This is a genomic window from Methylobacterium sp. P1-11 (genome assembly GCF_008329595.1).
Lineage (GTDB): Bacteria > Pseudomonadota > Alphaproteobacteria > Rhizobiales > Beijerinckiaceae > Methylobacterium.
Genome location: NZ_NPKS01000001.1, coordinates 298,802 through 319,000, shown reverse-complemented (window position 1 = coordinate 319,000; position 20,199 = coordinate 298,802). Strand labels below are relative to the sequence as shown.

18 protein-coding genes are annotated in these 20,199 nt (G+C 69.4%); 6 read left to right on the top strand and 12 right to left on the bottom strand.

The window, feature by feature from the left end; translation table 11 throughout:
- Positions 1 to 6: 6 nt before the first annotated feature.
- Both CIW48_RS01515 and CIW48_RS01510 read right to left on the bottom strand, forming a co-directional pair.
- Positions 7 to 1,521 (bottom strand): DUF6880 family protein, encoded by a 1,515-nt coding sequence (locus CIW48_RS01515; RefSeq protein WP_149308410.1) that lies wholly within the window; start codon positions 1,519 to 1,521, stop codon positions 7 to 9.
- Between the two features lie 52 nt (positions 1,522 to 1,573).
- Entirely contained in the window at positions 1,574 to 1,813 is a 240-nt protein-coding gene (locus CIW48_RS01510) for a DUF2188 domain-containing protein (RefSeq protein ID WP_091779030.1), read from the bottom strand.
- A 123-nt stretch (positions 1,814 to 1,936) separates the two neighbouring features.
- Between CIW48_RS01510 and CIW48_RS01505 the strand changes: the two genes are divergently transcribed.
- Positions 1,937 to 2,203 (top strand): hypothetical protein, encoded by a 267-nt coding sequence (locus CIW48_RS01505; RefSeq protein ID WP_246695084.1) that lies wholly within the window; start codon positions 1,937 to 1,939, stop codon positions 2,201 to 2,203.
- A gap of 6 nt (positions 2,204 to 2,209) precedes the next feature.
- On the opposite strand, the gene fabI is transcribed toward CIW48_RS01505, so the two are convergent.
- The 3 genes from fabI to fabA all read right to left on the bottom strand — a co-directional run bounded on the left by fabI (position 2,210) and on the right by fabA (position 5,309).
- Entirely contained in the window at positions 2,210 to 3,040 is an 831-nt protein-coding gene (fabI, locus tag CIW48_RS01500) for an enoyl-ACP reductase FabI (RefSeq protein WP_149308408.1), read from the bottom strand.
- A 366-nt stretch (positions 3,041 to 3,406) separates the two neighbouring features.
- On the bottom strand, positions 3,407 to 4,633 hold the full coding sequence (fabB, locus tag CIW48_RS01495; RefSeq protein WP_149308406.1) for a beta-ketoacyl-ACP synthase I: 1,227 nt from the start codon (positions 4,631 to 4,633) through the stop codon (positions 3,407 to 3,409).
- A 139-nt stretch (positions 4,634 to 4,772) separates the two neighbouring features.
- Positions 4,773 to 5,309 (bottom strand): 3-hydroxyacyl-[acyl-carrier-protein] dehydratase FabA, encoded by a 537-nt coding sequence (fabA, locus tag CIW48_RS01490; protein ID WP_149308404.1) that lies wholly within the window; start codon positions 5,307 to 5,309, stop codon positions 4,773 to 4,775.
- Between the two features lie 215 nt (positions 5,310 to 5,524).
- On the opposite strand from fabA, the gene irr reads away from it, so the two are divergent.
- On the top strand, positions 5,525 to 6,040 hold the full coding sequence (irr, locus tag CIW48_RS01485) for a Fur family transcriptional regulator Irr (protein WP_012319639.1): 516 nt from the start codon (positions 5,525 to 5,527) through the stop codon (positions 6,038 to 6,040).
- Between the two features lie 216 nt (positions 6,041 to 6,256).
- On the opposite strand, the gene CIW48_RS01480 is transcribed toward irr, so the two are convergent.
- Positions 6,257 to 6,820 carry an SH3 domain-containing protein gene (locus CIW48_RS01480; RefSeq protein WP_091779041.1) on the bottom strand — a complete coding sequence of 188 codons (564 nt, stop codon included), beginning with the start codon at positions 6,818 to 6,820 and terminating at the stop codon, positions 6,257 to 6,259.
- Between the two features lie 254 nt (positions 6,821 to 7,074).
- Between CIW48_RS01480 and CIW48_RS01475 the strand changes: the two genes are divergently transcribed.
- Entirely contained in the window at positions 7,075 to 8,073 is a 999-nt protein-coding gene (locus tag CIW48_RS01475) for a D-glycerate dehydrogenase (protein ID WP_149308402.1), read from the top strand.
- Between the two features lie 31 nt (positions 8,074 to 8,104).
- On the opposite strand, the gene CIW48_RS01470 is transcribed toward CIW48_RS01475, so the two are convergent.
- Positions 8,105 to 8,731 carry a cyclic nucleotide-binding domain-containing protein gene (locus CIW48_RS01470; RefSeq protein WP_149308400.1) on the bottom strand — a complete coding sequence of 209 codons (627 nt, stop codon included), beginning with the start codon at positions 8,729 to 8,731 and terminating at the stop codon, positions 8,105 to 8,107.
- An 87-nt stretch (positions 8,732 to 8,818) separates the two neighbouring features.
- Positions 8,819 to 10,168, bottom strand: a complete 1,350-nt coding sequence (locus tag CIW48_RS01465) for an NAD(P)/FAD-dependent oxidoreductase (protein ID WP_149308398.1) — start codon at positions 10,166 to 10,168, stop codon at positions 8,819 to 8,821.
- Positions 10,169 to 10,308: 140 nt separating this feature from the next.
- On the opposite strand from CIW48_RS01465, the gene CIW48_RS01460 reads away from it, so the two are divergent.
- From CIW48_RS01460 to CIW48_RS01450, 3 genes are all read left to right on the top strand, one after another.
- A complete protein-coding gene (locus CIW48_RS01460; RefSeq protein ID WP_149308396.1) occupies positions 10,309 to 11,025 on the top strand; it encodes a sulfate transporter family protein in 717 nt (238 codons plus the stop codon).
- A gap of 130 nt (positions 11,026 to 11,155) precedes the next feature.
- Positions 11,156 to 12,430 (top strand): efflux RND transporter periplasmic adaptor subunit, encoded by a 1,275-nt coding sequence (locus CIW48_RS01455; protein WP_149308394.1) that lies wholly within the window; start codon positions 11,156 to 11,158, stop codon positions 12,428 to 12,430.
- A 459-nt stretch (positions 12,431 to 12,889) separates the two neighbouring features.
- Entirely contained in the window at positions 12,890 to 15,625 is a 2,736-nt protein-coding gene (locus CIW48_RS01450; protein ID WP_246695083.1) for an EAL domain-containing protein, read from the top strand.
- Between the two features lie 67 nt (positions 15,626 to 15,692).
- Here CIW48_RS01450 and CIW48_RS01445 read toward each other — a convergent pair whose 3' ends face one another.
- The 4 genes from CIW48_RS01445 to CIW48_RS01430 form a co-directional block, all read right to left on the bottom strand.
- Complete coding sequence (locus tag CIW48_RS01445; RefSeq protein WP_149308390.1) at positions 15,693 to 17,075, bottom strand: 3-deoxy-7-phosphoheptulonate synthase class II; 1,383 nt, start codon at positions 17,073 to 17,075, stop codon at positions 15,693 to 15,695.
- A gap of 115 nt (positions 17,076 to 17,190) precedes the next feature.
- On the bottom strand, positions 17,191 to 17,508 hold the full coding sequence (locus tag CIW48_RS01440; protein ID WP_091779057.1) for an RNA polymerase sigma factor region1.1 domain-containing protein: 318 nt from the start codon (positions 17,506 to 17,508) through the stop codon (positions 17,191 to 17,193).
- A 55-nt stretch (positions 17,509 to 17,563) separates the two neighbouring features.
- Positions 17,564 to 18,946 carry a glutathione-disulfide reductase gene (gene gor / locus CIW48_RS01435; protein ID WP_149308388.1) on the bottom strand — a complete coding sequence of 461 codons (1,383 nt, stop codon included), beginning with the start codon at positions 18,944 to 18,946 and terminating at the stop codon, positions 17,564 to 17,566.
- Positions 18,943 to 20,163, bottom strand: a complete 1,221-nt coding sequence (locus CIW48_RS01430) for an O-antigen ligase family protein (protein ID WP_149308386.1) — start codon at positions 20,161 to 20,163, stop codon at positions 18,943 to 18,945. Before CIW48_RS01430 ends, gor begins: the two co-directional genes overlap by 4 nt.
- Between the last annotated feature and the right edge of the window lie 36 nt (positions 20,164 to 20,199).

Here is a 20,199-nt window from a genome sequence, read left to right as displayed (position 1 = left end):
GGCTGGTCAATCCCGGACCAGGCTCCAAAAGGCGTGCTTGCGGCCGTGCGCGGCCCGCAGCGCCTTCTGGTAGGTTTCCGGATCCGGGGTGACATCGCCCGGCACGAGGCGCCCGGCCAGGGCCTCCAGCTCCGTAAGGTAGCGTGCGCCGTGGGAATAGGCGGCGCTGCGACCGTTCTCAAGGATGGTGTCGAGCAGGCAGCGATACAGGATCGTGGCTGCTCGGGGGTGGTCCTGGGCCAGCGCTTCGGCCACCGGCGCCAGCGTCGCGAACTGGTCGCCCTGCCAGATCCCGGGCCGTGCGACGACCAGCCCAGCGGCGCGACGCGGGTCCGGCCAGGCTGCGAGAAACGCGAGGGCTCGATGTGGCTGCGGGAAGGCCTCGACATGGTCGAGGGCGCGCTGCAACGCCTCTTCGTCCTCGAAATCCGGAAGCTTCGCGAGGTAGGTCCGCAGCATCGGCACGTCGAGTTCGCGCTCGAACCGAGCCCAGCGCATGGCCTGTGCCTCGTCGCTCCGGCCCAGCGCATCGAGGATTTCGATCTCCAGCGCCTGCCGCTCGCGCTCCGGTCCGCGCAGATCGAAACCGGCGATCAGGTCGGCGCGGGTGGCGATGCGCAGGCCGGGGTCCTGCATGCGCCGGATCCAGTCCAGAGCCTCGCCGGCCCGATCGGCACGAAGCAGCCTTCGAGCGATCCCCACGCGATCCTCCCGGCCAGGGAGCATCGCCTGCTCCAGGGCGATGAAGGCGTCCGGATCACCGTGACGGTCGGCAATGGCTTGCCGAAGGCGCAGAATCTGGACGCGGGCGGCCTGCCGGTGATGGGTCGCCTCGCGGCGGAGATCAACGCCTTTCGGCATCGCGGCCTCGGCTGCGGCGAGCCGTTCGTCGATCTCGGCGAGGGCTGGTTCGGGCAGCGACGGGATCATGTCCCCGAGGACCACGCCGAGTGGACCGAACGGATCCGCGGTGAAGGGCTCGACGAGGCGCATGGCCAACCCGGCTGCGTCCTCCGGCGGCAGGGCGCCGGCGATTTCCACAAAGGCTGCGGCGGCACGGTCGAATACGCCCTGCACCGCACCCGTGCTGTCGTCCACGCGGTTCAGAACCGCGTCCGCACCGTCGAGAAAGCGCCGGAGCCTGTCGAGGGCGGCGCCCGGATCGAGGGGGCGCAACTCGTTGAGGATCACGGTCACGGTGGTGTTGAGATCGGCCGCGAAGGTCCGGCGCTTCTGCCAGTCGATGTAGCCCTGCGCACCCTCGAGAGCCGTCAGTCGCCGATCGATGATCGCCGCGACGGCCTCCGGACCCTGAAGGGAGGCAAGCGCGGCGGTCACCAGCTTCTTGAAGGCCGGATTGCGCCCGGTCTCGCCAAGGATGAGCCCGATCAGGCGGTCCGGGCCGAGTGCCGCAAGCGTTTCGGGTGACGGCGTGGTGCGGCGCGCGCCCTTCGGCAGGGCGGACGCCTTCCGGTTGGCGGAGGGCCCCGCCGTCGGTGTCACGCGTCGCGCACGCGCCACGATCGTCCCCGCCGATGCCTCGGATCCCGCATGGCCGTCCGATCCGCGGCGGTTATTCCACGACGCGGGCGCGGGGCCGGTCGCTGCCCTGCGCGGTCTCGTCGTGCCAGCCCCCGGCCTGATCCTGGTAGCGGATACCCTCGGTCGAGCCGGGAACCTGCTGCTCGGCGGCAGCGGCCTGCGCCGCCTGCAGCGCCTCCTCGCGGCTCGGGAAGGTCTCGGAGAATACGTCGCCGACCTTGTAGGCGTAACCGCCGTCGTGCTCAACGATGTGATAGGTAACTTCGGACATCACGCCTCCTGTACGCGCCGTTATCGTTGAGCGCGAACCCGCCGGACGCGCCTGGGTTCCAGACGCCGGAGTTTCCGGCCTCCGATCCGCCGGAAAGTGGACCTAGAGCGCCCAAATCCCGGCATGCAGACGACGACGATGCAGCTTCGCCCGTTCCTCGCCCTCGCCCTTCTCCTGGTCGCCCGTCCCGCGAGCGCGGAGGAGGGCTTCCTCGACAAGCTGTTCGGCGGCTCCGGGCGCGGAGCGCCTCCCAACCCCTTCGCGTCGAACTACCCCTCTGCGCCGCCCTCGGCCGAGGAGGCACGCGCCGCGCGTGAGCGACGGCCGGTCCGCGGGGACCGCGGTGCTCCGGCCGGTCCCCTCCCTCCGGGGCGCATCCCGGAGGAGTGAGGTGGCTCAGGCGTCGCCGACGACGCCGGCCGCGTCCTGCGCCTGCAGCACGTCCGGGCGCGGCATCGAGATGATGTTGTAGCCAGCATCGACGAAATGGACTTCGCCGGTGACGCCGCCCGAGAGCGGCGACAGCAAGTAGAGGGCTGAACCGCCGACATCCTCCAGGCTGACCGTGCGCCGCAGCGGCGCGTGGGCCCGCTGGTGGTTGAACATCAGCCGAGCATCGGCGATGCCGGCGCCCGCCAGCGTCCGCATCGGGCCGGCAGAGAGCGCGTTGACCCGGATCCCGTCCGGACCCAGGTCGCTGGCGAGGTAGCGCACCGAGGCCTCCAGGGCCGCCTTGGCGACGCCCATGACGTTGTAATTCGGCATGACCCGGGTCGCGCCGCCATAGGTCAGGGTCAGCAGCGAGCCGCCCTGGTTCATCCGCTTGGCTGCGCGTTGCGCGATCTCGGTGAACGAGAAGCACGAGATCGTCATCGTGCGCACGAAGTTCTCGCGCGTCGTCACGTCGACGTAGCGACCCTTGAGCTGCGCCTTGTCGGAGAAGCCGATGGCGTGGACCACGAAGTCCAGGCCGCCGTCGAAACGCGCATCGAGCGCCTCGAAGGTCGCGTCGACAGAGGTGAGATCCTCGACATCGCAGGGCAGGACGATATCCGAATCGAGCTTGGCGGCGAGCGGTGCCACGCGGCGACCCAGGGCCTCTCCCTGATATGTGAAGGCCAGTCGCGCCCCCTGGTCGTGTAGCGCCTTGGCGATACCCCAAGCGATCGAGTGATCGTTCGCGACGCCCATGATCAGGCCGCGCTTGCCTGCCATCAAACCCGTCATGCCGACTCACATCCTGACCGAGCACGCCGTGCCCGCGAAGCGGGGACGGGCCACGATCGCGAAGAGCGAACCGCGGCAGGTTGCCTTAACGCGGCTCGCTCCTCGTTCCAAACGGGCCAACAGCCGGCGTCGGCCAAAAAAAAGCCCCGCCAGTTGGCGGGGCGTCGGTGGAGATGTGGCTGGGTTCAGAAATGCCCGTCCGTACGAGACTGCGCTTCCTGAAGCAGGGCCTGCTTGGCGTAGATCGCTGCGCAACCGGCGATCACCAAGCCGCTCAGCGTTCCGAAGATGAAAGTCCCCATCGCCACCACCAGATCTCAACAACGGGTAAACGCCGGCGTTGCGCCGGCGGTTCCCTCCCGGCGATCAGGCGTCGACGTGCTTCAAAACCAGGGTCGCGTTGGTGCCGCCGAAGCCGAAGGAGTTCGTGAGCACGTGGCTGAGCTCGGCTTTGTCCCGGCGCTTCCGCAGGATCGGCATGTCGGCGAAGGCCGGATCGAGTTCGTCGATATGCGCGCTCTCGCAGATGAAGCCGTTGTTCATCATGAGCAGGCTGTAGATCGCCTCCTGGACGCCTGTGGCGCCCAGCGAGTGGCCGGTCAGCGATTTCGTGGCCGAGATCGGTGGGCAGTTTTCGCCGCGGCCGAACACCTCCCGGATCGCCTCGATTTCCTTGTCGTCGCCGACCGGGGTCGAGGTGGCGTGCGGATTGATGTAGTCGATCCGGGCGCCCTTCAGCCCGTCCATCGCCTGGCGCATGCAGCGGACTGCACCCTCGCCTGAGGGCGCAACCATGTCGTGCCCGTCCGACGTGGCGCCGTAGCCCGCGACCTCGCCGTAGATCCGGGCACCGCGTGCCCGCGCGTGCTCCAGCTCCTCAAGGACCAGAACACCCGCGCCCCCCGCGATGACGAAGCCGTCGCGGTTGGCGTCATAGGCGCGCGAGGCCCGGGACGGCGTGTCGTTGTACTTGGACGACATGGCACCCATGGCGTCGAACAGCACCGACAGGGTCCAGTCCAGATCCTCGCAGCCGCCCGCGAAGATGATGTCCTGCCGGCCGCCCTGGATGATCTCAGTGGCGTTGCCGATGCAGTGATTCGACGTCGCGCAGGCGGAGGAGATCGAATAGTTCACGCCGCGGATCTTGAACCATGTCGCCAGCGTCGCCGAGGCGGTCGACGACATCGCCTTCGGCACGGCGAACGGGCCGATCCGCTTGGGTCCCTTGTCCCGGGCAATGGCGGCGGATTCGACGATCACCCGGGTCGACGGACCGCCGGAGCCCATGATGATGCCGGTGCGCTCGTTCGAGATATCGCCCTGTTCCAATCCGGCATCCTGGATCGCCTGATCCATGGCGACGTGATTCCAGGCGGTGCCGCCGCCGTGAAAGCGCATCGCGCGCCGGTCCACCACGCCCTCCGGATCAAGGCTGGGGGCGCCGGACACTTGGCTGCGGAAGCCATGCTCGGCGTAGCTGGCGTCGCGCGCGATTCCCGAGCGGGCCTCGCGCAGGGAGGCGAGCACCTCCTGCGTGTTGTTTCCGATGGACGAGACGATGCCCATCCCGGTGATGACGACACGGCGCATGATGGTGACACTACCTCCGTCGTGGCCCCGGTTGCCCGGACCACGTCCCGGTCAGCTAAGATGACGCGGACACAATCTCAACCGCCGAGTCCGTCCAGCGTTGCGGCCAAGCCGCAAACCGCACGTCCGGCGACGCGGCTCAGCTCTGGAACAGGCCGACCCGCATGTCCTGGACCTGATAGACGCGCTCGCCATCCGCCTCGAGCCAGCCGTCCCCGATGCCGAGCACGAGTTTGCCCTGGCGGACCCGCTTCACGTCGACGTTGTAGACGACCTTCCTCATCGACGGCAGCACTTGCCCCGCGAGCTTGACCTCGCCGACGCCCAGGGCCCGGCCGCGACCGGGCGCGCCGAGCCAGCCGAGATGGAAGCCCAGCATCTGCCAGAGGGCGTCGAGGCCGAGGCAGCCCGGCATCACCGGGTCGCCCTGGAAATGGCAGGGGAAAAACCAGAGGTCCGGGCGGATGTCGAGTTCGGCCGTCACGTGACCCTTGCCGTGGGCGCCGCCCTCGGTCGCGATGGACGTGATCCGGTCGAACATCAGCATCGGCGGCAGCGGCAATTGCGCATTGCCGGATCCGAAGAGTTCGCCGCGCCCGCAGGCCAGAAGATCCTCGTAGGAATAGTGCGACCGGCGGTTCGCACCCTGCGCTTGTGTCTCGGCGTCTGGCGGCATTGCGGTGGCTGTTTCCTCGGATGTGCGCGATCTTCAGCGTCGCGGGCGACTATACTCGGCCCGTCGGCTGGCGCGCGGGTTAGCACGGGGCGCGACGCCTTCAAAGCCTGCCGCCGCGGGAGTGCGGCAACGCTCGGGTTGCGACTGTCCGACCACTTCAATATACTGAGGAGACATCCGTTCCTTCAGGCCCCTCGTCGAGCTTCAGTCCAGCGATGTCCGAACCGGTGCCATTCCAGGCCGTCTTCAACGGCCGGGTCCCCGCTCCCCAGTTGGAGGCCAACGGGACTCCGCGCCGCGGCTGCCCGCTGTCCGACCTGCGCGACCGCCTGCGGCGGGCCGGCTTGCGGCCGACGCGGCAGCGCCTGTCCCTGGGCTGGCTGCTGTTCGGCCGCGGCGACCGCCATCTCACGGCTGAGATGCTCTACGACGAGGCCATGCGCGCCAAGGTGCCGGTCTCACTGGCGACGGTCTACAACACCCTGCACCAGTTCACCGAGGCCGGCCTGCTGCGCCAGCTCGCGCTGGACGGGTCGAAGGCCTATTTCGACACGAACCCGACCGAGCACCACCATTTCTACCTGGAGGACGAGAGCCAGGTGATCGACATGCCGGATTGCGGCATCACGGTCGATTCGCTGCCCGAAGCGCCCGAGGGCATGGAGATTGCCGGGGTCGAGGTGATCGTCCGGCTGCGCCGCAGCCGTCCCGCGGGACGCCGTCAGGGCTGAGGCGTCGGCGCGAGGACATCGCAAGCGTCGCGAGGCCCGGCATCGTCCGGGCCTTTGTTTTTTCAACGCCGGCGTCATTCCGGGGCGCCGAAGGCAGCCCGGAATCAAGAAGCTCAGTCAGAACAAGATCGTGGCACCTCGGCGGAGCGGCATCCCGGGCTCTGCTGAGCAGCCTCGGGATGCTCGCGCGCGTGCCGTCGGAGATTGCCCCGGCCGCTAATCCACGACCTCGTTGGGATAGACGCCCCAGAGGCGATTCTGGCGGATGTAGCCGTCGACATCCCGCTTGTTCGGGAGAGCCACGATCAGGCGGCACCACGTCCCGGTGCAGCTCTTGACGCTGCCGATCACGCCGGTCTGAAGCTTGGCCTCGTCCTCCGCACCGTCATCGGCCTTGGCGCGCAGCGACACGACCGCCTTCTCGGCGCCCTTGTCAGGACCGGCATTCACGATGGCCGTTCGGCGTCCGGACAGCAGCGAATGCAGGACCCAGCCTTCGGTCCCCTCCGAATCACGGATCCGGCGCCAGGTCTCGAACTCCCCAACGATCTCGACCGGAAGGCCAGCCCGCTGGAACACCCATAGGGTGCGGTGATCCTTGGACGGCCCTTCGCGGAGGTTGACACGATCGGTCTTGAGGCTGGCGTAGCGCGGCAGCGGCAGCTTGGTGACCGGTCCGACGCCGGCCTCAGGGCCTGCGGGCGGCGCCGCCCGGGCGCCGGTCGCGAGGCCGCCGGCCAGCAGCGCCGCGACGGCGAAGCTGAGGCGTGACACGCGCATGGTCGTCTCCCTATCCGGACGTGGCGTAGGTTGTGTAGGGCCTGTTCGGCAGCGGGCCGGGCCGGCTTCCGATTGTGTTCCAGCCCACCTCTGGTAGAGAGGCCGATGGGTCGGAACAGGCTCCGGATCCGGCGCCTCGTGACCGATCCTGTCTGGCCGAGTTCGGTTAACGGACGCTTGCGGGAAGCGGTCCGGGCGAGAGCCACCGGGCGCGAGCCGTAATCAGGGCCGCGGGGCTGACGGGGGAGAGAGACGTGTCGAAGCGCAAGCCGCTGGTGGTCGTGACGCGGCGCCTTCCGGATGCCGTCGAGACGCGGATGCGCGAGTTGTTCGACGTCCGGCTCAATTCCGACGACGCGCCCCTGGCAGCGGATGCCTTGGCGGCGGCGTTGCGCGAGGCCGACGTGCTCGTGCCGACCGTCACCGATGAGATCGATTCCGGGCTGATCGCCCAGGCCGGACCCAACCTTCGGCTGATCGCCAATTTCGGCAACGGCGTCGATCACATCGACGTGGCGGCAGCGCTGGAGCGCGGGATCACGGTCACCAACACGCCCGGCGTGCTGACCGAGGACACCGCCGACATGACGATGGCGCTGATCCTCGCGGTGGCCCGTCGGGTCACCGAGGGCGCGCGCATCATTCCGGACGACGAGTGGACCACCGGCTGGTCGCCGACCTGGATGCTCGGCCGGCGGATCACCGGCAAGCGGCTCGGCATCGTCGGCATGGGCCGGATCGGTCAGGCGCTGGCCAAGCGCGCCCGCGCCTTCGGCCTCCAGGTCCACTACCACAACCGCCGGCGGGTACCCGCCGCCATCGAGAGCGCCCTCGACGCCACCTATTGGGAATCCCTCGACCAGATGCTGGCGCGCGTCGATATCGTGTCGGTGAACTGCCCGCACACGCCCGCGACCTACCACCTGCTCTCGGCGCGGCGCCTCAAGCTGCTCAAGCCCGAGGCCGTCGTGGTGAACACCGCCCGCGGCGAGGTGATCGACGAGAACGCCCTCGCGCGGCTGATCGAGGGCGGCGAGATTTCGGCAGCCGGCCTCGACGTGTTCGAGCAGGAGCCCGCCGTCAGCCCGCGGCTCGTCAAGCTCGCCCGCCAGGGCAAGGTCGTGCTGCTGCCGCACATGGGCTCGGCGACCTATGAGAGCCGCATCGATATGGGCGAGAAGGTCATCATCAACATCAAGACCTTCATGGATGGCCACCGGCCGCCGGATCGCATCCTGCCGAGCATGCTCTGAGCGGCGGGCGGGCAATCCGTCGGCTGCCGCCTCACAGCGCGTCGCCGGCGACCGCCTGAGGCTTGGCCATGCCCTGCACGCCCTGGAACAGGCGCTCGCTGGTCAGCTTGAGGAAATAGAACCCGAATTCCGGGTTCTGGTAATAGAGCTGCTTCACATCCGAATAGGACACGCACAGCGCGTGTCCCGCCTCGACGCAGACCAGCGAAGCCGTGCGGGTATTGCCAGGCGACAGGAGTCCCAGCTCGCCGACGATCGCGCCTTTGCGCACCTCGAGGCCGACCTCGGGAATCCGGAATACGCCACTCTCGATGTAGTACATCTCGTCGGCGAGATCCTCCTTCCGGAATACGACTTCGCCGACGCCGAACGGGCGCCGCGAACCGAACGGCCGGAGCCATTCGAGGGACAGGTCGCCGTCGGCGGCCGTCTCCACGTCGCGGACGAGGCGCATCATCTGCCAGAGCCGATAGGCGTTGAACGGCATTTGGATCAGCTCGGTGAGCACTACCGGCATGCTGCCGATGAGGATGCCGTAGGTGATCACCGCGCAACTCGCGCAGAGCGAGATGATCCGCAGCGGAATCATCGTGCTCATGGCCGTCGCCGAAATGGTCAGCGCCGTCCCGAGATAGCCGATGCCCTCGACCCAATCCATCGCCGTCCCCTGAAGCGTAACGGCCGGGGGATGCCCGTCTTGCCCTCCTGCGGCAAGCGTCCCGGCTGCTCCCGCGGCGTACGCGTCTCAGCCTGTGCCCGCTCGGCTACGCTTTGCGGCGCCCGCGCCGACGATGGCGGACACCGCCTCGGCGGCGCGAACGCCTTCCGCGTAGGCGCCGCCCACCGTGCCCCATTGCTCCCGAGAGAGCGCTTCGCCGGCGAACCAGACGGTGTCGGCGACCGACATGCGGAGGGCCTGCCGCGCCGGCGCATGACCCGGCGGGACCACGGCCCACGAGCCGCGTGACCACCGGTCGTGGCGCCACGCGCTCACCACCGGAATTGTCAGGTCGCGCAACCGCGCCCGGCCGAAATGCTCGGCCAGGACCGCGCGGACGTGGCGGCGCACACCGTCCGCGCCGGAGCCGGCGGCATCGATCGCCGTGGCCTCGTGCAGGTCGAGTTCGTAATAGTGGAACGGCGTGCCGTCGATGCGGCTGAGCAGCCCCGGCGGCGCGCGCCGGCCGCCGTAGATCGCCGCCAGCCGGTCGCGCCCGCGGAACGGGCTCGACGGCCAGTGCAGCACCGCATGCTCGTAGATGCCGGTGGTGAAGCCGTCGATGGCGGCGCGGACCGCATTCGGCAGCGGCGGCGTGAAAGCCGGCCCGTCCCGGAGCACCATCATCGGCACCGTCACGATCACGGCCCGGGCGGCGTATTCGATCCCGGCCGCACTGGTCGCGCGGACGCGACCGTCCGACCAGTCGATTCGCGTCACCGGCGTGGCCAGCGCCACCGGCAGCCCGTCCGTCAAGCGGGCGAGATAGCTGCCGTAGCCGTCGGCAAGGAAGAAATTGTCGCCGTATTCCAGGCTCGGGAAGTCCTGAAGTGAGACCTCGCTCAGTGGCCGACCCGAGACCAGGCCATGGACCTGGGCGACGCGTGCGCCCCAGGCCCCAAGCCCGGGCGGCAGAGCGCGGGCGGCCGGCCGGTCCGGCCCGGGTTGCGCGGCGCCGCGGGTCATGGCGCGGTCCGCGCGATCGAAGGCGCGCCCGTTCGCGCGAATCTCGTCGACCCGGCCGGGTCGGTTCCCCACCCAGACATGGCTCTCCTGCGGCGCGCGGCGGAGCCGCTCGCCGCGCGTTCGGCCGAGCGCCACCAGGGGATTGATCGGCCCGGCATGCAGCCAGTGGGCCCCGAGGTCGAGGGCGTGGCCGCGGAGGGCTACCGTCAGGGCGCGGCCGCCGACACGGTCCCGGGCCTCCAGCACCGCAACCTTCATGCCCCGCGCCGCGAGCGTCCGGGCTGCGCCGATCCCGGCCGCGCCTGCGCCGATCACCAGCACCTCCGGCGCCTCGGGCAGCGGCGCGAGGCGCGGCCTGTAGGCTGGGCGAAACGCCGGGTCGATCCATTGGGAACCGGCTGACTGCGGCATCGAGACCTGTCCTGTCGCGTTCTGCACAGGTGCGCCCCGCACCGTCTCGCCCCTGCGACGGAGCCCGAGCTTGCACCGGTTGCCGCACCGCTTCACAACGCGCCAGCGCCGCTTTCGGCGCGAACCGGAACCCTCGCCCGATGCTCGTCGAGTCCGCCGCGGCGGCGCTGCGCCAGACCTTCTCGCCGCCGCTGCGCGCGATCCTTTGGAAGTCCCTCGGCCTGACGGTCGGACTCCTGCTCCTGGTCTGGCTCGGCCTGACCCGGCTGATCCAGGCCTTCCAGGCAAGCCATCACATCTCCGCCCAGTACCCGATCCTCGACAACCTCGCCTACTACTTCGCGGGGTTCGGTCTGGTCGTGGTCCTGGCCTACCTGATGCCGGCCGTCTCGATCCTGGTGGCGGGCTTCTTTCTCGACGATGCCGCCGAGATCGTCGAGCGCACCGATTTCCCGGACGAGCCGCCCGGACGCGCCATGCCGTTCGGCACTGCTATGGTGTACGCCCTACGCTTCGCTGGTGTGACGCTGCTGGTGAACCTCGCCGCGCTGGTGATCTTCTTCGTCCCGGTGATCGGGATCGCGGCGTTCTTCGCCGCCAATGCCTATCTGCTCTCCCGCGAGTATTTCGAGATGGCGGCTGCCCGGTTCCGCCCCCTCCCCGAGGCGGCCGAGATGCGCCGCATCTTCTCGGTGCGGACGCTCGGCGCCGGCTGCCTGCTGGCGGCACTGATGATCATTCCGATCCTCAACCTTCTGACGCCGCTCTTCGGGATCGCCCTGATGGTCCACCTGCACAAGCGTCTGAGCCGCCTGCGCCTCGCCGGCCCGCGGCGCCAGGATCACGCTCTGCGCTGATCGGGTCGCTGCTCGGCCCGCGGGAAAGGAAGCGGGAGCCGATGCGGCCATTGCCCACTCTGGCCGCGCCGGCCGTCGACCGCTACCTTGACGGTGACCCGACTGGACGTTCGGGGCGGAGAGCCGATCGATGAAGGCGCACGACGCGGGCGCGGACGTCCCTCCGCCACCCGGCACGATTCCGTTCCTCCTGGTCGGCCTCGCCGGCCTCGGGCTGCTCGCCTGGGGTGCCTATGGCCACTGGCAGCGCGACGTGGAGGCGACCGCGACGCTGGAACGGATCAAGACCGTCGTGCCGCAGGTGCGCACGGTGCTGGCTGCGCAGGCGGAGGGACCCCTCGATCTCGTGCTGCCCGGCGAGATGCAGGCCTTCACGACGGCGGCGATCGCCGCCCGCGCCACCGGCTACATCGCCGAGCGCCGGGTCGATATCGGATCGCGCGTGAAGGCAGGCGATCTGCTCCTGCGTATCGCCGCACCGGATCTCGATCAGCAACTCGCCCAGGCCGAGGCGCAGGTCGGCCAGCTGAAGGCGCAGCTGCTCCAGGCGCAGGCGCAGGTCGAGCAGGCCCGGGCCAACGTGAACCTCGCCAATCTCACCAACAACCGCACCAGCACGCTGGCGGTGCAGGGCTGGGCTTCGCGGCAGAACGCCGACAACACCCAGGCGGGCGTGCTCAGTCAGGCCGCGGCGCTCGCGGCCGCCGAGGCCGGCGTTAAGGTCGCCACCGCCAACATCAAGGCGCAGGAGGCCGCGGTCGACCGCCTGAAAGCGCTCACGGCGTTCGAGCGGGTCGTGGCGCCCTTCGACGGGGTCGTGACCGTGCGCAACGTCGACGTCGGCGATCTCGTTCGGGCCGACAATGGCGGCACGCCGCTCCTGAGCATGGATCAGGACAGCATCCTGCGCATAACCGTGAATGTGCCGCAGAACGATGCAGTTGGCGTCAAGCCGGGCGTTCAGGCATCGATCACCGTCCCGCAGATGCCGGGGCGCAGCTTCGACGGCTTCGTGGAGCGCAGCTCCGTCGCCTTGAACGCGGCATCGCGCACGCTGACCACGCAGGTGGACGTCCCGAATGCCGACCAGGTGTTGCGCGCCGGCCTCTACGCCTACGTCACCCTGAAGATCCCCCGGACCGAGCCGGGCGTGACGATCCCTGCCGAGGCGACGGTGTTCAACAGGAACGGCCTGCAGGTCGCCGCCTTGAGCGACGACGATCGGGTGACGTGGCGGACGATCCGCGTGCGGCGCGATCTCGGGCGCACCTTGGAACTGGAATCCGGTCTTTCCGCCGACAGCCGCATCATCGACAGCCCGGCTCCGGATCTGCGCGACGGTCAGTCGGTCGAACCCCTGAAACCGCCGCAGCCGCCTGGGCCGCTCCGCTCGGCCCAGCGGTGACACGCAGGATTCGGCTCGCAATTCCGTGATCAGGACGGCGATATCGGCCTCGCGCTGAGCCGAAGCGGGAAGATCTCGGTCGTTATTGGTTGCCGCTCAGGAAAAATTTGCTCGGAGAGTGCGTAATACTCAGACGCAGACAGATGAGGGATGCCTTTCGGCTATCTGGTCGGCACGGTGTCGTCTCGGAATCTGTCAATTGTCGCAGGATCGCGGTGCCGATGGGAATCGAATTCTCGCGGTGTCCGGCTAATTGCCTCTTAACATGTATCATTTAACGCTGGCCGGACGTGTGACGCAGCGACCGGTGCAATGCGAGACCCCGAAACGCCGACGGACTGCGGAGACGAAGCGGAACAATCTCGCGCGGCGTTGCCGCTCTCGGGCAGAGCCGCCACGCTCCGCGGTCCGATCGTCGTCGCGTTTCTCGGGGCAACCTTGCTTCTGGGCGCCCTCGGAATGTCGGCGGCCGTGGCGATCGCGCATGTCGGTGCGCTCGTCTCGCGCACGTATGACGAATCGCTGATGTCGACGAGCTTCGCTCGGGCGACGGCGGCCGACTTCGCCAGGATGCGCACGGCTTTCGTCCGACGTCTTCGATCCCGCGACGGCATTGAGGCGGCGAAGCGGGATTCCGAGATCGCCGCTCTCGCAACGACCCTGGCCGAGGATCTCACCGTCGTGGCCGAGCGCTCCCGGTCCGACCGCGCGATGAAGACGGTCGAGGCGGTCCAGGCGGCGGTGGCTTCTTGGGACGGCCTGCGCCGCGCCCTGGATCCCGCCACGGCATCGCCGGATCAAGCGGCCGCCCTCGATCGGAAGGCCGACGCCGTCGAGAGCCAGATCGACCGTCTCACGAATATCACGGCGGGCGACGCCTTCACGGCACGGCAGGCGGCGCGGCAGAGCGTCTCTCACGAGATGCGGGTGCAGGCCGTCGCGACGAGCCTCGCGATCGTTGCCTGCGGTCTGATCGGCTGGCTGCTCGCCCGCCGCATCGCCGGATCGTTGGATGCCGCGGCCCAGGCGGTCGAACAAATCGCGGGCGGTCAACTCGGCCATCGAATCCCGGCGGGCGGCCGGGATGGATTGCGCAGGATTCTGGACGCCGCGGCGGCGATGCGGTCCACCATTCAGGCGCGGGCGCAGGGCGAGGCCGACCAGCACCACGTTGCCGAAGCGCTGATGACGGACGCGCTGCAGACGTCGCGCGACGGCGTCGTGGTCGTCGCTGCCGACGGTCGCATCGCGCTCGCCAATGCGCAGGCGCTCCTTTTCTTCGACGGGCTTGATGCCGCGCTCGCGGCCGGATCGTCCCTGGCGGGGACGGCGGACGGAGTGCGGGACCGGCGCGAGGCCATCCCGGCGGATTGGTTCAGGGCCCTGGCTCAGGACGGTGACGTCCGGCTGGCCGACGGTCGTTGGCTGCGCGTGCGCCGCAGCGTGACACGGCAGGGTGGGTTCCTCGCACTCTGCAGCGACGTCAGTCTGCTGAAGGAGCAGGAGAACCGACTGACACTGACCAACCGACGCCTCGGTGCCGCCCTCGACAACATGTCCCAGGGGCTCTGCCTCTACGACGCGCGGAACCGGCTGATGGTGGTCAACCGCCGTTACAGCGAGATCTACGGGCTTGCGGCGGGCGCGGTGACGCCGGGCATGACTGCGCAGGAGGTTATGAGCGCCTGTATCGCGGCTGGGAATCATCCGGGCTGCGATCTCGATGCACTGTTGCGCCAACAGCGCGAGACCCTCCGGAACGGGGAGTGGCAGACGCTCTTCCAGGAGCTGAGCGACGGCCGGATCGTCGCCATCGACCGGCGCGAGGCTGCCGATGGCGGGTTCGTGGCCACCTATGAGGATGTCACCGAGCGCCGCCGCGCCGAAGCCCGTATCGCCTTCCTGGCCCACCACGACATGCTGACCGGCTTGCCCAACCGCGTGGCCGTGGGGCAGCAGATCGACATGGCGGTGGCGCAGGCGGGACGCGACCAGGGCTTTGCCGTCTTCGCCATCGATCTCGACGATTTCCGGCCGGTCAATGAGACCCTCGGCCACGGGATCGGCGACGAGCTGCTCGTCGCGGTGGCGAACCGGCTGACGGCCTGCGTGCGCGAAATCGACTGCGTCGCCCGGTTGGGCGCCGACGAGTTCATCGTCGTCCAGCGCGGTGTCGACCGGCCTGAGGATGCCGCCGTCCTCGCCCGCCGCCTCATCGAGGTCGTTGGCGCGCCCTACAGCCTCACCAATCACAACATCAGAGTGGGGCTCACCATCGGTATCACCCTCGCCCCAGGCGACGGCACAAGCTGCGAAAAGCTCCTGAAGAACGCCGAAGTCGCCCTTGATCGCGGAAAGGCCGAGGCGCGCGGCGCGTTCCGCTTCTTCGAACCCGCGATGGACGCCCGCCTCCAGGCGCGGCGGATCCTGGAGCGTGACCTGCGCGACGCCCTCGCCCGGGAGGCGTTCGAGGTGTATTACCAGCCGATCTACAGCCTGGAGACCGATCGGATCTGCGGCTTCGAAGCGCTGCTGCGCTGGAATCACCCGGTCCGCGGCTTCATCTCGCCCGCCGAGTTCATCCCGATCGCGGAGGAACTCGGGCTGATCGTGCCGCTCGGCGAATGGGTGTTGCGTCGGGCCTGCGAAGAGGCCGCCCGCTGGCCGGATGAGCTGAAGGTCGCGGTCAATGTCTCGGCGGTGCAGTTCACCTCGGCAAGCCTCGTCACCGCGGTCCGCGAGGCGCTGCGGCGGACCGGACTGCCCGGACGGCGGCTGGAGCTGGAGATCACCGAAACCGTGCTGGTCGCCAATCCCGGCGTGACGACGGCGATCCTGCACAGTCTCCGGGCTTTGGGTGTGCGCGTCGCGATGGACGATTTCGGCACCGGCTACTCGTCCTTGAGCTACCTGCGCTCGTTCCCGTTCGACAAGATCAAGATCGACCAGTCCTTCGTCCGCGACCTGTGCGTGAAGGACGGGACCGACTTCATCGTGCGGGCCGTGATCGGCCTGGGCGCCAGCCTCGGCATGACGACCACCGCCGAAGGCGTCGAGACGGAAGCGCAGCTCGCGCATCTGCGCGCGGAGGGCTGCGACGAGGTTCAGGGATACCTGTTCAGCCGACCCGTGCCGGTACCGGAGGTCGCCACGATCATCCGCCGCTGGAACGGGGATCTGAAGGCGATCGCCTGAAGCACGCTGCCCGCGATGAGGCAGCGTGCGTCATCAGCCCATCGGCGAACGGACCCCGCGACCCGTCCTACTCGGCGGCGTCCAGCCGCGGGCGCTCCACGTGGCTGCGCTCGGCTTTGACCAGCTCGGCCGTGCGGAACGCCACCTCCAGCGCCTGCTCCGCGTTGAGACGCGGGTCGCAGTAGGTGTGGTATCGGTCCTGCAGATCGTCGGCCGTCAGCGCCCGGGCGCCGCCCGTGCATTCGGTGACGTCCTTGCCGGTCATCTCCAGGTGGATGCCGCCCGCGAAGGTGCCCTCGGCGCGGTGAACGCCGAAGAAGCCCTCGATCTCTTGCATCACCCGCTCAAACGGCCGGGTCTTGTAGCGGCCGGCCGGAATCGTGTTGCCGTGCATCGGGTCGCAGATCCACACGACCGAGCGCCCTTCCCGCTCGACCGCCCGGATCAGCGCCGGCAGGTGGTCGCCGACCTTGTCGGCGCCGAAGCGGCAGATCAGGCTGAGCCGGCCCGGCTCGTTCTCCGGGTTCAGCAGGTCGATCAGCCGGATCAGCCCCTCGGCCTTCATGGACGGGCCGCACTTGAGGCCGATCGGGTTCTTGATGCCGCGGGCGTATTCCACGTGGGCGTGGTCCGGCTGCCGGGTCCGGTCGCCGATCCACAGCATGTGGCCGGAGGTCGCGTACCAGTCGCCGGTGGTCGAATCGACGCGGGTCAGCGCCTCCTCGTAGCCGAGCAGCAGGGCCTCGTGGCTGGTGTAGAAGTCGGTGGTCCGCACCTCCGGATGCGTCTCCGGATTGATGCCGATCGCCCGCATGAAGTCGAGGGCGTCGGTCATGCGGCCGGCGACATCCTGGTAGCGCGAGGATTGCGGCGAATCCTTCACGAATCCGAGCATCCAACGATGCGCGTTCTCGAGGTTCGCGTAGCCGCCGGTAGCGAAGGCACGCAACAGGTTCAGCGTCGCGGCCGACTGCCGGTACGCCTCGACCTGTCGGCGCGGATCGGGAACCCGCGACTCCTCGGTGAAGCCGATGCCGTTGATGATGTCGCCGCGGTAGCTCGGCAGGCTCACGCCCTCGAGGGTCTCGGTCGGCGACGAGCGCGGCTTGGCGAACTGCCCGGCGATGCGACCGACCTTCACCACGGGCGAGCCGCCCGCGAAGGTCAGCACCATCGCCATCTGCAGGAACACCCGGAAGAAGTCTCGGATGTTGTCGGCGGAGTGTTCGTCGAAGCTTTCGGCGCAGTCGCCGCCCTGCAGCAGGAAGGCCTGGCCCGCGGCGACGCGCCCGAGCGCGGCCTTCAGCTTGCGGGCCTCACCGGCAAAAACCAGCGGCGGAAAGCTCGCGATCTGCGACTCGACGGCACCCAGGGCGGCAGCGTCCGGATAGGTGGGGACCTGCTCGATCGGCAGATGCCTCCAGCTCTTCGGTGTCCAACGCTCGCCCATGACCTCTCTCCGCGCACCCCTTCGTGCGATCGCGCCTCGTGCGCGAAGCGCGGCTTATAGAGAGGTTCCTCCACACTTGCGAGTGCCGGAAACCGGGGGCAGGCGCGCCCCGGCGTCAGGCCTCGCCGTCCTCAACCTCGATCCCGTGCTCGGCCAGGATCCAGAAGATCGCCTCCAGATCCTCCGCGGAGACGTCCCGCGGCGGCAGCGCCTCTTCCAGGTCGTCGTAGGTCAGGTTGCGGCTGCGCTGCGCTTCCGCCTTGGCGAGGAGGCGGTCGATGGCGTGGCGGATATCGGGCGGCAGGGCATCGTGGCTCGGCGGTCGATGGACGGCGGGCCGCAGCGCATCCGCCAGCAGGCCATCGATGACCGCCTGCCGCCGCGCATGCGCGTCGTTCTCGCGTCGTCCCTTGCCGCTGCCCTGCTTGCCCATCGCCCTGATATGGCTCGGTCGCGCACCGCGTCGAGGCCCCGGGTGCGCGGAGCTGTCAGCCGACGCCCACCGGGTGCTTCGTGACTTCCGGAACCCGCATGGTCACGAGTTCCTCGGCGGCTGTCGGATGGACCGCGATGGTCCGGTCGAAATCGGCCTTCGTGGCGCCCATGGTGACCGCGATCCCGACCGCCTGAATCACCTCCCCGGCATCGTGACCGAAGATGTGGACGCCCACGACCCGGTCGCTGGCGCAATCGACCAGCACCTTCATGAGGATTCGCTCATCGCGCCCGGACAGGGTCGCCTTCATCGGGCGGAAGCGCGCCTTGTAGACGTCGATCTTGCCGTAGATCGCGCGGGCGGCCGCCTCGTTGTGGCCTACGACGCCGATCTCGGGGGTCGAGAACACGGCAGTCGGGATCAAGCGGTGATCGACGCAGGACGGCTTGCCGCCATACACCGTGTCGGCGAAGGCGTGGCCCTCGCGGATCGCCACCGGCGTCAAGTTGGCGCGGTTGGTCACGTCGCCCACCGCGTAGATCGACGGGATCGTGGTCTGCGAGTAGGCATCCACCGGGATCGCCCCTGCCGCGTCGGTGTCGATGCCGACGCGGTCGAGGCCGAGGCCGTCGACGTTGGGCCGTCGGCCGGTGGCGACGAGCACCTGATCCACCCGGATGTAGGTGCCGTCGTCGAGCTGTGCGCAGAGCCCGCCGTCCTGCCGCTCGATGCGCCGCAGCGTGCGCCCGAGCCGCAGATCCATCCGTTGGCCATAGGCCTCGGCCAAGGCGTCGCGGATCTCGTCGTCGAATCCGCGCAGCAGCTTGTCGCCCCGGTGCAGCAGCGTGGTTCGGCTGCCGAGCGCCGCGAAGACGCTGGCGAATTCCACCGCGATGTAGCCGCCGCCGATCACCAGGATCCGCTCGGGCAGGCTCTCCAGCTCGAACACCTCGTTCGAGGTGATCGCCAGATCGATCCCGGGCACGGCCGGCTCCTTCACGGGATGCGCTCCGACCGCCACCAGGATCCGCTCGGCGCGGATCATCCGGCCGGACTTCAAGAGACGGACCGTGTTTCGGTCCTCGATCACCGCCCGCTCGGGCATGATCTCGACGCCGGCGCGAAGCAGGTTGGCGTCGTAGATGCCTTCGAGCCGGGTCACCTCCGCATCGCGTCGGCGCTTGAGGGTGGACCAGTCGAAGCGGGGCTTCTCCACCGTCCAGCCGAAGCCCGCGGCGTCCTCGAATTCGTCGGCGAAGCGGCCGGCATAGACCATCAGTTTCTTCGGGACGCAGCCGCGGATCACGCAGGTGCCGCCGACCCGGTATTCCTCGGCCAGCATCACGCGCGCACCGTATCCGGCTGCGATCCGCGCCGCGCGGACGCCACCGGACCCGCCGCCGATGACGAAGAGGTCGACGTCGAACGCGCTCATGCCGGACCGTCCATCTCAGGTCTCGCGATCTCGCCGGCCGGGGAGGCCGCGCGCATCCAGGTGATGGCAGCGCCGAGCCCCGCCGTCCACCATGCGGCCCAGCCGTTATGCTCGACGAAGGCGATCGCCGCCGCGCAAGCGACGAGGCCGAGGGCCGCGGCGCTGTCCGGCTGCGGCAAGCGCGCGATTCGGGCGAGGACCAGCATCAGCGTGAGGGCAGCCAGGATCGCGCCGGGCAGGCCGAGTTCGGCCCAGACTTGCAGGAAGCTGTTGTGCGGGTGGCCAACCCCGAGGAGGACTCGCATCTCGGGCGGCACCGTCTGCGCCACGGGCGTCTCGGCGAAGCGCGCGCTGGTCCCAAAGCCCGCACCGCGCCAGGGATCGGCCGCCACCGCGGCCCCGAAGCTGCGCGCGATCGCTACCCGCGCCCGGGAGGAGGATTGGACGAGACGCTCGTGGGCCGCCTCCGGCATGGCGCGGGCGAGAAGATCGCCCTCAACCGGAGCGAGCGCCACGGCCAGACCGAGACCGAGGCCGGCGAGACCGAGGCCGACCCGCAAGGGCATCAGCCGGGCCAGGGCGGCCATCGCGGCGCCCGCCAGCAATCCAAGCTGGGCGGCGCCGCTGATCGAGCGAAGCACACCGAGGCCTGCGAAGGCGAGGGTCGCCGCCGCGAAGGCACGGGCGCGGCTGTGCCACAGGACCAACGCCAGCGGCCCGGCCACGAGATCGAGGGTCAGGGCCGGCCGGTTGTGCACGAAGGCAGCGACCCGGCGCCCGAGCGCCCGCTCCAGGGCGAGGTCGGATGCGAGATCCACGGCGATCAGGAGTCCCGCCAGCCCGATCGCGATTGTCCCGAGGCGCGGCGCGAAGGCGGGGATGCGGCCGGGCGCCAGGCAGGCCAGCAGATAGGCAGCGAGCAGCGTCGGCAGGAACTCGCCGAGCACGCGCAGGGAGGCGGTCGGGAACGGGCTCCAGGCCAGGGAGATCAGCGCCCAGGTCAGGAAGGCGAGCGCCGCGCCGGCAAGGGGTGTCCGGAGCGGACCTACCAGGCTGCGGCGCAGCGCGGCCGGATCCTCCGCCCGGCGACCGGCCAGGAAGGCGAGCGCCGCCAGCCCGACGACCAGGGGGCTCGACCGGTTGGCGAGCACCATGGCGAGCGGCATGACGGCGAGGAGCGCGCCGCCCGCCGCGTAGAGGCGGCCGGCCGCACTCATCCACCACCTCTCACGGCGATCGTCTCGCGGGGGCGG